The sequence below is a fragment of the Thioalkalivibrio sp. ALMg13-2 genome, assembly GCF_000381185.1.
Classification (GTDB): Bacteria; Pseudomonadota; Gammaproteobacteria; order Ectothiorhodospirales; family Ectothiorhodospiraceae; genus Thioalkalivibrio; species Thioalkalivibrio versutus.
Genome location: NZ_KB906121.1, coordinates 1 through 12,846, shown reverse-complemented (window position 1 = coordinate 12,846; position 12,846 = coordinate 1). Strand labels below are relative to the sequence as shown.

Sequence of the window (12,846 nt, the reverse complement as noted above, 5' to 3'; positions counted from 1 at the left end):
ATACGGAGAGTAGGAGTCGTCGTTGTTCTCCTCGCTCCCGCGACTGGTTGACAACGTCTCCTTCGAGTGCGGCCGCCAATACCGGACGGCCAAGGACAACAACACGGAGATAGCGCATGCAGTCGCGTAAAACAGTAGTGATGCAGCGGCTTCAGGATCTGGTCAGGGTGGGATACAGGTACTGGACCAGCGGGACAATCCCTGCCGAGAGGGTCAAGCATCTGAGGGTCAAGTTTGACGAGAAATATGGAACAGAGGCCGACAGAGTTCGGCGGCAGCGTAGAAAGCGACATGGAGTCGGGAATGCCTACCTCGTCGTCTGGTGCCCCAAGGGCTCAGTTCGAGCGCGCTGGTGGCTACTGGCGGAGAATGGACACGCTGCTCTGGCGGTGGAACAGATGAGCGATGCAGGCGAGCGCCCGACTCGCCTTACGATCGCGTCTGAGGTCGCCGGCACCGAGCCCGACTACGAACTGGTGCGAGTAGACGGACGCTGGACATGGCGGCTTACCCAGTTCGCAAAAAGTCGATGGCGCCGACGGATCCGGGAAGCTGTCACCGAGAAGGATCGAGAGCGACGCGCTCAACTGTGGCGACAGTTTTGCTGGTCGATCAGGCGGATGCCCGGGTTCCGAGGAGTTCGCCAGGGTGCTTGGGACGTTATCCGGCGAGCACGTGGCGAATGGAAGCGCCACTGTCGGGGGGCAGCGCCATGCCAGCCCTCACTACCAAGGTACTTGCGTCGCCTACCGCACCGCGCCGAGTAAGGCTGAAGCGTTGGCGACGATCTGAGGCGCCGCATGGCATGCCGCTCCAGTCGGGTCGGAGCTTGAGATGCCGATAATGCATAATGCGGCGCATTACCGGAATCCCAGTCTCAAGGCCAAGGAATATCATGCTGAAGACCGTCAAAGACGCTTGCGACCTGCACCCCACGACACTCGGCTACCAGAGCGCGGAAGGTGTCGAAGAGCTCTCGTCGACCATCGCCAGTGATGACAGGGGTGCCGCGTTTTTCCAGCGCAACTACATGACTCGCGGCATGGAGGCCCTTCTGGACGGGGGGCTCCGCCGGCTGGCTGGCCAGAGCGGCCAAGCGGTCTTCGAGCTGGCGCAGGCGATGGGTGGGGGTAAGACTCACTTGATGAGCGCGCTGGGCCTACTGGCGCGCTTCCCGGAGCATCGATCGGCAATCTTGCCCGAAAACACCCAGGAGGCCGTGGGTGATGTGACTGCGCGGGTGGCGGTGTTCGACGGGAGGAACAGCCATCCGAAGCATCTTTGGGGCACTCTGGCCGAGCAGCTTGGAGGCCAGGCCACGGAGATCCTCCGGCCGTTCTGGGAGGACAATGCCGCCCCCGGAAAGGATGATTGGCTACGAGCCTTGGGTGACGAGCCAACGCTGATCCTGATGGACGAGATCCCCCCGTACCTGAAGTACGTTTCGACTCGTACGATGGGAGCGGGAACCCTGGCCGATGTCGCTACTCGTGCAGTGGCAAACCTCTTCGAAGCGGCGCTGGCGAAGAAAAATTGTTGCGTTGTTCTTTCCAATCTCGTCAATACGTACACCGACAACTCGGGCCAGATCGGCAAGCTGGTCAAGGACCTTCAGGCAGAAGCGAACCGGCAAGCCACCTCGATCACCCCCGTATCGTTAGACGGCGACGAGGTGTACGCGATCATCCGCAAGCGTCTGTTTTCCGACATCCCGGATGAATCCACTATCGGCGAAGTGGCAGAGGCATTCGCAGAGCAGGTGCGCAAAGCCGAGGACAGCGGCTACTTCAACGCCCGCTCGCTCGTTCAGATCGAAGAAGAGATTCGCACCACCTACCCCTTCCATCCGAGCTTCAAACACCTCGTTGCCCTCTTTAAGGACAACCCCAATTTCCGCGAAACGCGCGGATTGCTGGAGTTCTCGGCCCGCGTGGTGCGCTCGGTCTGGAATCGCGATACCAACGATGTCTATCTGATCGGTACCCAGCACATGGATCTAAACGACCCGTTGGTCTCCAGCCAGGTGGACAGTATTAATCGTGGTCTGAGAAACGCGGTGGCCCGGGATGTAGCGGATAACGGGGCGTCCCACGCCGAAGCCATTAATGATCACCTGAGCAGCGATGCGGGCACTCAGGTCGCCAACCTGATCCTTTCCGCTTCGCTCTCCGAGGCGGTTCACGGGCATTCCGGCCTGCATGAGCATGAGGTCATCGAATATCTCATCGACCCGCAACGAAAGGCCGAGGAATTCAAGGCGGCAATCACCGAGCTGCGGAAGACCGCGTGGTATCTGCACACCGACGCCAGCGAGAACCTGCTGTTCAAGGACACGGAAAATCTGATCAAACGGCTCCAGAAGGACGCCGACAACCTGCCTCAGGACCGGGTGGACGACCAACTGCGCAAGTGGCTGGAACGTGCGTTGGAGCCCCGTTCGAAACAGGCATACCAGAAGGTCCTGGTGATGCCGTCGCTGGAGACGATCGCCGAGGAGATCAAGCATGCCCGCGTGCTGGTCGTGGCGAAACCCGACGGTAGCACGCCACCGGAAGACATCCAGCGGTTTTTCGACAGCGTGGAGCACAAGAACAACCTCCTGGTCCTGACCAGTCACGACAGCCATCTCCTTGGGGATGCGGAATCGCGTTTCCGCGAGTTACTGGCCCTGGAGCGCATTCAGAGAGACATCCACCAAGGCGGCAATGAAGCCCAGATCCGGGAGGCTGGAGACCTGAAGGAGACAACCGAAGAAGGTTTCATCCAAAGCATCCAGAGCGTGTTCAACCGCCTGTACTATCCGGGTACAGAAGGGTCGCTGGCCCCGGCCACGATCGACAATGGACTGAAGTTCGGAAAGGACGAGCAAGCACCCGAAGCGCAGATCGAGAAATATCTGGCTTCAACCCGGTGCGACCAGAAGCTCATTACGGATCTGGATGGCGAGATCGACTCCGTGATCTCGATGGCTGAGTCGATGCTCTGGCGTGAAGGCCAGAAGCGCGAGCCGTGGAAAGATATCCGCATGCGCGCAGCGGCAAAGCCCGAGTGGCCCTGGCTGCCGGGAAACAAGGGCCTCGACCAGGTCAAAGCCAGCGCGCTGGCGCGGGGTATGTGGCGCGAAGGTAGCGATGGCTATATCGAGAAAGGGCCTTTCGCGAAGGAGAAAACCAGCGTCAGCGTGACCACGAAGTCCACAGACGAGGCTACCGGTGAGTTAAACCTCCAGATTGTGCCCAAGCACGCCGGGAACACACCTCGGGTTCACTACCGCCCCGATGAGGGGGTCTCCGAACAAGACCCGGCGGCTGATAACCTAGAAGAGTTCCGAACGGCCGAGCCGACGTTGTATTTCCTGGCGATTGACCCGGACGGCAAGCACGAAACCGGTGATGCCACGCTCTGGAAGGCACCGATCAAGATCCGCCATGAAGTCCACAGCAAGCCGGATCATCGCGTGGTCGAGCTTCAATCCACACCCAAGGCGGCGCTCTACTACACCACGGACGGTTCCGGCCCACGCGAGGGGTTTGAGTACACCGGTCCGTTCCCGATCGAAGACGGTCGTGTCCTGGTTCAGGTCTACGCCAAGGCCGGGGCATCCGAGCAGACCGAGAAGTTCACGATCCAGCCTAGCGGCGACGACGATGGGCGCCCGGAGATTGATCCGCACCAACCCATTCGGCTTCAAAACTCCAAGGTTCGCCTGGATACGACCCAGTCCGTCTTTCAGGTACTCGTGGACTTCAAAGACCGGAACGTCAGCTTCACGCAGGTAAGGCTTCAAGTCGGTGAGGGCGAGGAATCCATTGAGGTGAACTTCAACTCGCGGGCGGTCACGCCAGCGGTAATCGAGTCGACCATCGAGTCATTGCGAAAGGCCACGGGCGACTCGGATGCCGAGGTTCAGATGTCTATTCGCAACGGCGGTGGGGACTTCGCCACGGGCGAGGACCTCAAGCGCTTCGCGGAAATTGCGGGCCTTCAGCTCAAGCACGACAACGTGAGCCAATAAGGTGGTTGTCATGGCCGCTGCAATGGAAAAGGTGGAGTCGATGACCCGCAGCAAGAAAGCCAAGCAGTACGCGCATGACACAGCCGGTTTCGGGGTCCCCAAGACGCTGGCGCCACATCACTTCGTGGTCGAGATCCCGCGTGGCAACAGTCAGCCCGTCCTCATTACGGAGGATCTGGGTGTCGCGGGCGAGGCTCGCGGTCACGAGGTACTGGACCGGGTGGTAGTCCCGCGCCGCAACTGGACCGAGATTCAGGCAGCGGTGAAGCGCGCGTTCAACGAGCGCCTGAAGATGCACGACCTCGCGACGGCGCAGTGGAAGGTCGGCACGACCCCCGTAGACCGCATGCTCGGGAAGGAGCTGTGCGTGCTGGCCTGGGCCATCGAGGACATGCCCCCGGAAGATACGCCCTACGCGCTACGGAACTGGCTGGCGCTGCGCCCGGAGGAACGCTGGTGGCTGTTCGATATGGTCGCGGCCACGGTCGGCGGCCCGGACGGCAAGGGTCGCGGTTGGCGCATGGCGCTTCGGTACGCCCTGGGCGATACCCCCGAAGCCACCGTGCGCTCAACGCGCTTCGGGGACGATGCGAAAACCTCTAGCAAAACCACGTCGGACCCGACCCTAGGCCTGTTCACGGATGACAAGGAATGAGCATGGAAGCGAAGCGCGCGAATCTTGAACCCCTAAGCCTCAAGGACGCCCCGGCGCTAATTGAGCGGGTCTTTCCCGCGCAGAAGGTGTCGGCGGAGGCACAAAAAGAACGAAAGGCCGTTTCCGGCCAAACCCTTACGGCCCTGGGGTCCTACTGGAAGGGTAGAAAGCCGCTGATCATGGTCCGCGCCATTGTGCTCGCTAGTCTGCTTCCGGTCACCGAGGACGTGGAGGCGGACCTAACGATATTCGAGAAGTTGATGGCCATGGATAATGAATCCTTTGTCCGCCGTGGACTTCGCTTTACGCCATACGAAATCGCTGAGCGGGCTACACTCCACCATCCTTGGACGTTTTTCAATTTCAGCTTAAAGGGAAACGCTCTCGATAAAGAAGACGTTCGCGATCTTTCTTTTCCTCTAGAGATGGAGGCCTATCCAGGCTTAGTCCTCAGTTGGAAGCCCGGCATTGATGAGATGACGAAGGTGTCAGTGATGGCCAAGAGCGTGGCCGAAATGACCTATGAAGAGAAAGTTACGATCTCGAAGCGGCCTGAACAGCTCGACCAAGAAGAGCTTTATGCTCCCATATGGCGAGACGTCAACGCTCACTTTGAGCGCTTCGGTATCGAGGCACATTCTCACGAGGAGTTGCTCGAGCAACTCGGCATCCTACGTTATGGGCATCGTCCGCGTGTGGGTGATACGTTCTGCGGCGGAGGATCCATCCCCTTCGAGGCGGCACGCGTCGGCTGCGATGCCTACGCATCAGACATCAACCCAATCGCCTGCATGCTCACGTGGGGTGCATTCAACGTTATTGGGTCGGAAAAAACCCATCGGACAAGCATCGAGCAGGACCAACAGCAGGTTGCCATGGCGGTCGACGCCGAAATCGCGAAACTGGGCATCGAGCATAATGAACAGGGGGATCGAGCAAAGGCGTACCTATATTGCTTGGAGACAAAATGCCCAGAAACCGGATGGATGGTGCCAATGGCGCCCAGTTGGGTGATCTCCACGAAACGGAATGTTATAGCTAAACTCATCCCAAATCATCGGACAAAGCGCTTCGATATCGAAGTGGTTACAGATGCTTCCGCCGAGGAAGTGAAGAATGCCAGAGTTGGAACTGTTAAAAATGGAAAGTTGGACTACGAGCTGAACGGACAACGATACACCACGCCTATCTCAACGTTGCGCGGGGACTATCGTGACAATAACGGCGTTCGCCGTAATCAGCTTCGGCAATGGGGATTGCGAGACTTCATGCCGCGGGAAGACGACATCTTCCAGGAACGGCTCTATGCCATTCAGTGGATGAAGGCCGGCACTGTCGACCGCTCACGTCCCGAGACCTACTTCGCTTCGGTCACGGATGCCGACCTGGAGCGCGAGCGCAAGGTCGAGAGCATAGTCGATGAGAACCTGGCGGACTGGCAGGCGAAGGGGCTGGTGCCGGATATGCCGATCGAACCCGGGGATGAGACCACTCGCCTACAGCGGGAGCGGGGCTGGCGGTACTGGCATCATCTTTTTAACGTTCGGCATCTATTAATAAACCACCTCTTCCTGTCTTTTTCGGTTGACTCCCCATCAAAACTATTACTAGTCCCGAATGTATTGGATAACAACAACAAGCTATGCCAGTGGCTGCCAACTCAAGGCGGCGGGGTGGGAGGCCCAAAACACCTCTTTTCGAACCAAGCGCTTAATACTTTTTTTAACTTCCCGGTTAGAGCTTCGTCCGCCTTTTATAGCGTTGTTTTTGGTGCCCGGGAAGGCCGCAAGACAGAATTGAGTTTTGATGTAGAAGTCTGCAATAAGAACTCTTCTGATATAGATAGTGATTGCGATATATGGATAACTGATCCACCGTACGCAGACGCCGTGAATTACCACGAAATCACCGAGTTCTTCATCGCCTGGCTTCGCAAAAACCCACCCGCCCCCTTCAATGAATGGAACTGGGATTCACGCAGGGCGCTCGCAATCCAGGGCGCGGGCGAGGATTTCCGTCGCTCGATGGTGGAGTCTTATTCCACCATGGCGAAGAACATGCCCGACAACGGCCTCCAATGCGTCATGTTCACGCACCAAGACACGGGTGTCTGGGGCGACATGATCTCGATCTTCTGGGCGGCCGGGCTTCAGGTCGTCGGCGCGTGGTACATCGCGACTGAAGCGAGCACCGCCCTTCGCTCGGGAGCCCACGTCCAAGGCACCGTGACACTGGTCCTGCGCAAGCGCGGCGAAGGAGCCGGCGAGACGTTCAAGCGGCAGCTTTTCCCGAAGATCCGCAACGAAGTGGCCACCCAGGTCGATGAGATGATGCGGCTGAACGACCGGGCCGAAGCCCACGGAAAGAGCGTCTTCAGTGACGCCGATCTCCAGATGGCTGGCTACGCCGCCGCACTGAAGGTACTCACCGGTTACACGAAAATCGACGGTAGGGAAGTGAGTAGCTTTGCGCTTCAGCCCAAGAAGCGTGGCCATAAGAATGTGGTCGACGAGATCGTCGAGTACGCAGCCGAGATCGCGAACAACGCCCTCGTGCCGGAGGCGTTAAAGGCGATCAACGAGGACACCTGGGAACACCTCTCCGGAATCGAACGCTTCTACGTCCGCCTGCTGGCGATCGAGGAAGCCGGTCAGTTCAAGCTGGACAATTACCAGAACTTCGGCAAGGCATTCCGGGTGGACTACCAACCGCTGATGGCGTCCATGAAGGCAGACAAGTCCCGCCTCAAAGGTGCCGAGGACTTCAAAGGCCGGGAGCTGCTGAACGGCGATCTGGCCGGAACCCGCCTCGGAGAGGTTCTGCTGGCGATCCGCGAGTTGATGGATGACAAAGACCCCAAGACGGTGCTGGCGGAGATGCAGTCGAACCTTGGTGCCACATATATCCCACAGCGCCCCAACCTGATGGCCGTAGCCGAATTCATCGCCAAGATGGTCGCTGAACGGCGCCCCGAGGAAGCGGAGAAGGCAGAGATCCTCGCCAACCGGATCCGGAACGAGGGCTGGTAAGACATGGCGGATTCTCCGATTCGGCGCTACTCCACCCGCCAGGACCCAATTGATGTAACGGTTCTGACGAACGAACTGCAACAGGCGCGGCGTTACGACCGGATCGCGGGGTACTTCACCTCGTCGCTATTCGAGATCGCGGGGGAGCAACTATCCCGAATCGGGCAGGTGCGCATCGTCTGCAATGCCGATGTGGCCGCCGAAGACCTTCAGGTCGCCAAGAACCGGGAGGCGGCGTTGCTCGGCCGTCTCCACGAGGACCCAGGGCTGGACGCGCTGCTCCACCAGGATCGCTATCGTCTTCTGGACGAATTCCTTCAGGCGCACCCCGATGCGATTCGTGTGGTGCCCAACACGGTCTGCGGCCTGATCCACGGCAAAGCCGGGGTAATCGAGCGCGAGGACGGCAGCCAACTGGCGTTCATCGGTTCGATGAATGAGACCCGCATGGGTTGGAAAGGCAACTACGAGATCCTCTGGTCGGACGAGTCGTCCGACGGGGTTAAGTGGGTGCAGGACGAATTCGACTGGCTGTGGGAGCGATCGACTCCCCTCCCCCGCGTCGTACTTCAGGAGATCCAACGCCGCTCCAAGCGCGTCGAGGCCTTGATCGAGGATATCGAGGACCCCGAGGACATTGGGCCTGCGGCTGTCGTCGAGTCGCCGATGTATCAGGAAGGGTTCTCTCTGAGCCCGTGGCAGCGCTCCTTCGTCAGCGAAGCCCTGAAACACCGGGAGTGGTTCGGGGTGGTCCGACTGTTGCTGGCCGATGAAGTCGGCCTTGGCAAGACGTTGTCGCTGGCAACGGCCACCATTGTGCTCGCCCTGCAATCTCACTCGGACAAGAGCGCCCCGAAACGACGCCGGGCCAAGCCTATCGCGATCTTCGCGCCCGCCACACTCACCGAACAGTGGCAGGTCGAGTTGCTGGACAAGCTCGGCATTCCGGTGGGTCGCTGGAGCTCCTTCCACAAGGCATGGATCGACCCGCAAGGGCACATCGTCTCACCGAAGGGGCCGGAAGAGATCGCTCGTTGTCCATTCCGGATCGGGGTGGTCTCCACGGGGCTGCTTTCCCAGCCCACGCGGGAGCGCGAGATCCTGGAGAACCTCCAATTCGAGACCGTGGTGCTGGATGAATCCCACAAGGCGCGTGAGCGCCAGGGGCTTGGCAAGGGCGCGGGCGAAGCCAACGTGCTGCTTCAGTACGCTCGCCGCTTTGCGCAACAGGCTGACAACGTCCTGCTCGGCACCGCCACGCCGATGCAGACGGAGATCGCCGACCTGTGGGGCCAGCTCGGGGTTCTGCACCAGGGCAAGGGCCGGTTTGTTCTTGGGACCGAGTTAAGCCCCTGGCATACACCGGATCGCGTGATCCCGCTCCTTACCGGGCAGGAACAGCCACTCGATTTCGAAGATGCCTGGTCCTATCTGCGCTCGCCCATCCCTCCTACGGACAGTTCGCCATTTACCGATTATCGGCTGATGAACGAAAAAATCCGGCGGGATTTCGGGATGAAGCTGCACGAGTTTGAGCCACCCCGCAACACGTCTGCGGCCGATCTGGATCGCGACACCAAGGAGAAGGTCGAGGACGAACTCGAACGTCAAATCCAAGGCACCACTTTCTTCCAGCGACACAACCCGATCGTGCGGCATGTGGTCCTGCGCAAGCGGGCGGACCTGGAGGAGAAGGGCCTGCTTCAGAAGGTCGGCGTGATCCTCCACCCCGACCCTGACCGGGTCACGCAGGAAAGTGGGTATTACGCGCTTTTCGAGGGCAATGCGCTGCGCACCCGAGATGCCTTCGACAATGCCTATGAAGCGGCAAACCGGTTCGGGGCGGCTTACGGGCGGCGAAAGCAGGCAGCCGGGTTCATGACCAATCTCATGCGCCAACGGCTCTGTTCCAGCCCCCATGCCGCTCGCACGACGGCCGAGAAGCTACTGAAGGGGCAGGAACTCGAAGAGGACCTTCTGGAGGACGGAGAAAGCGAGGTCGACATCCCGACCGACGAGGAGCGGGATGCCCTGAAGTACCTGATCGAGCAGGTCGACCTTCTGGGTGGGGAGGACCCGAAAGTCGCCGCGGTGCGACACTACCTTGCAGACGAGGGCTGGGCCGAACTGGGCTGCATCATCTTTTCGCAGTATTACGACACGGCCGCATGGATCGGCCGCCAGGTTGCCGAGTTATTCCCAGACGAGCCGATTGGTCTCTACGCCGGTGCCGGCAAAAGCAAGCTCATTCGAGGCACGCAATCCACTTCAGCGGATCGAGAAAGTCTCAAGCGGATGGTCAAGGATCGCGAGATCCGGCTGATGGTCGCCACAGACGCGGCTTGCGAGGGGCTCAACCTGCAAACGCTCGGTACGCTAATCAACGTCGATCTACCGTGGAACCCGGTCAAGCTGGAACAGCGAATCGGTCGCATCAAGCGATTCGGACAGACCCGCGACAACGTAGACATGCTCAACCTGGTGTACCAGGACACCGTGGACGCAACGATCTATGACCGCCTCTCTGAGCGCATGCAGGATCGCTACGACCTATTCGGTTCCCTTCCCGACACGATAGAGGACGAATGGATCGAAAACGAAGAACGCCTTGCTGAAGAGATGGACAAGCGAATCGAGAACCGAAAGAAGGTAAATGGGTTTGACCTGCGTTACAACGACAGCGTACTTGAGGGCGGTGACGACCCATGGCGAGACTGCACCGCAGTGTTATCCCGGGTGGATCTGGACGAAATCATGCGAAGCTCATGGTGATCCCGACATCAGGCTTTTCTGCAACCACACATCCGACCGGCTCATCCAAAAAACTTATTCCCCACCCATACTTGACGTTGAAAGAGTGAATTGAAAATCACCTATACACACGCGTATGGCTCCGATTTCAGTCCCTCACTCCAATAATCCTGCATTGTCACACAAGAACGGAAACCGAAGATGAACAAACCTTGGGAACAAGATAACTGCGCGGCGATGCGCGCGCTACATGAAGCCTACTCTATACCGCAAGCCGCAGCGTTGTGGTGCGAAGTGCCTCACGACGAGCTCGAAACAATTCTTTCTGAGGCCGAGCAAGTATCTCAATCGGGCCCCGGGCGAAGCATCTGGGAACACCCGGGAGTCCCCTGCTTGAAGCCTCGAACCCAAGCTATCGCTGAGGCTATTGAATCGGGCGCATTACCTCATGGTCGGGAAGACGGAAAGCCAGTCGAATCGGGAGAACACATTGCCCACGAACGTCGCCATATCCTTGGTCGGAACCTTAGAGAATGGATGGAAAAAGCCTTCCCCAATGAAAAACCTGAATTCTTATTTTACGACATTGAGCGAAATACCCACCATGCCATAACTATTGAGAGCTACGAGTCGCTCAAAGCAGAAAAAGAAGCGCTGGCTAGGCAAGCGGAAGACTATATGAAAACCTCTGAGAGCCTTATGCACGAGAAAAAGAGACTTGAAAAAGAACTAGAATCAATAAAGTCTCAGTTTGAAGGAAACGAGCCACCAGCAGAGAACGCCGAGGTTACCTACCAGATACTCATCGCCGCTCTTATTGAAACAATTCTGGGTGAGATACCTGGAAACAACGAGAAACTTGAATTCAAAAGTCAAGCCCAACTTATCGATTTCCTATCTACTAAATTTGATGGGTACTACGGGATGAAGAAAAGAACCCTGCAAACCAAATTCCCTCGAGCCCGAGCCGCCCTTATACAATCGAAGTAGTACCGCAATTGCGGCTGAATGTACCGCAATTGCGGTGATTCAAGGGTACGCCGTCAGAATAATCGATAGCCATGTCCAACAACGCCCAAGGAGGCACAGACATGGCTACGCGAATCCTCAGACTTCCCTCGGTGAAAGCCCGGACGGGTCTTTCCCGCTCGACGATCTACCTGCGCATCGCAGAGGGTAGCTTCCCTGCACCCATCCCCCTTGGTGGCCGCGCTGTCGGCTGGATTGAGGAAGAAGTCGACAACTGGATCAAGGAACGGATCTCTGCAACCCGCACTCTCCTCGATAACAAAGGGGGTGCGCGGTGAGCGAAGGGACCCACGACACCCCGCTGGACCGCCTTCTACCCCGGCTGGAAGCGGTCAAGCCAGCCGGGCCTAGCCGATGGTCGGCTCGCTGCCCCGCACATCCGGATCGCACGCCGAGCCTCAGCATTCGAGAAACGGAAGACGGCACGCTCCTCATCAAATGCTGGGCTGGGTGTGGTGCAGCAGATGTGGTCAGGGCTGTTGGGTTGGAGATGCGGGAGCTCTTCCCACGCAAGCTCCCGATCAGCAGGTCACCTATTCGACCGAGCCAACGATGGGTGCCGCGAGAAGCACTCGATGCCCTGGCACAAGAAGCCCTGCTGGTAGTGATCGTTGCGGAAGATATTCACGAGGGGCGGACGCCAACCCAGAGCGACATGGAACGGCTTGCGCTAGCCGCTGGAAGGATCCGGGCCGCCGCTCGCGAGGTCGGTGCCCATGTCTGATCGAGGAACTGCTTGGCTTGATGAGCGTGTCGCGGCGAGCCATCCGCCAGACGAGGCTCAGCCGCTCGACCTCGCGTCCGGCAACGTAGCGAACCTTCTGACAACAGCCCCGCCGGCGCGTGAATGGCTAGTGCGGAACGTGCTGCCGCACAACGTGGTTGGCCTGTTGGGTGCCGCCGGAGGCACCGGGAAATCGTTCGCGAAGCTGCAACTGGCCGTAAGCCTCGCAACCCGCACCCCTTGGCTTGGTATGGAGCTCGGGGTGGAGGGCTCGAGCCTGATCCTGTCCGCCGAGGATGACCGCGACGAGATTCACAGGCGTCTCCATGCCGTGGTGAAACACTGTTTATCTGACGTCAACTATTTTGGCCGGTCAGCGACAACCACTTTGGCCGGTTGGTCGTCGGTGTTGTCAGACCGCTGAGGCGGTCTTGGTTTTCTTGCGTTGCTCGGTGTGCGCGCGCTTTCTGTAGCTCTCGCCGCTGAGCTCGACGACATGGGCGTGATGGATCAGCCGGTCGATGGCAGCGACGGCCATCATGTCGTCGGGGAAGATGGCGTCCCAAGCGCTGAAGGGCTGATTGGAGGTGATCAGCAGGCTGCCCGCCTCGTAGCGATGGGCGATGAGCTCGAACAGCACCGA

8 protein-coding genes are annotated in these 12,846 nt (G+C 59.0%); 7 read left to right on the top strand and 1 reads right to left on the bottom strand.

Annotation, left to right across the window (positions count from 1 at the left end; translation table 11 throughout):
* Nucleotides 1-895 precede the first annotated feature (895 nt).
* The 7 genes from F618_RS0112140 to F618_RS0112110 all read left to right on the top strand — a co-directional run bounded on the left by F618_RS0112140 (nt 896) and on the right by F618_RS0112110 (nt 12,627).
* The gene (locus tag F618_RS0112140; RefSeq protein WP_019568718.1) at nt 896-4,015 is read left to right on the top strand and encodes an anti-phage-associated DUF499 domain-containing protein; all 3,120 of its coding nucleotides are present in this window, start codon (nt 896-898) and stop codon (nt 4,013-4,015) included.
* A 10-nt stretch (nt 4,016-4,025) separates the two neighbouring features.
* On the top strand, nt 4,026-4,670 hold the full coding sequence (locus F618_RS0112135; protein WP_026331224.1) for an anti-phage-associated DUF3780 domain-containing protein: 645 nt from the start codon (nt 4,026-4,028) through the stop codon (nt 4,668-4,670).
* Nucleotides 4,667-7,699, top strand: coding sequence for an anti-phage-associated DUF1156 domain-containing protein (locus F618_RS0112130; RefSeq protein WP_019568716.1), 3,033 nt, complete (start codon nt 4,667-4,669; stop codon nt 7,697-7,699). Before F618_RS0112135 ends, F618_RS0112130 begins: the two co-directional genes overlap by 4 nt.
* A gap of 3 nt (nt 7,700-7,702) precedes the next feature.
* Nucleotides 7,703-10,471 (top strand): phospholipase D-like domain-containing anti-phage protein, encoded by a 2,769-nt coding sequence (locus F618_RS0112125; protein WP_019568715.1) that lies wholly within the window; start codon nt 7,703-7,705, stop codon nt 10,469-10,471.
* Nucleotides 10,472-10,651: 180 nt separating this feature from the next.
* Nucleotides 10,652-11,440, top strand: coding sequence for a hypothetical protein (locus F618_RS16010; protein WP_155998022.1), 789 nt, complete (start codon nt 10,652-10,654; stop codon nt 11,438-11,440).
* A gap of 101 nt (nt 11,441-11,541) precedes the next feature.
* A complete protein-coding gene (locus F618_RS0112115; protein ID WP_019568713.1) occupies nt 11,542-11,757 on the top strand; it encodes an AlpA family transcriptional regulator in 216 nt (71 codons plus the stop codon).
* A gap of 438 nt (nt 11,758-12,195) precedes the next feature.
* Nucleotides 12,196-12,627: an AAA family ATPase gene (locus F618_RS0112110; protein ID WP_019568712.1), complete on the top strand. Its 432-nt coding sequence runs from the start codon at nt 12,196-12,198 to the stop codon at nt 12,625-12,627.
* Here the strand turns inward: F618_RS0112110 and F618_RS14900 are convergent.
* A partial coding sequence (locus F618_RS14900; protein ID WP_019568711.1) for an ATP-binding protein occupies nt 12,616-12,846 on the bottom strand: 231 nt, incomplete at its 5' end. The two genes, F618_RS0112110 and F618_RS14900, sit on opposite strands and share 12 nt — an antisense overlap.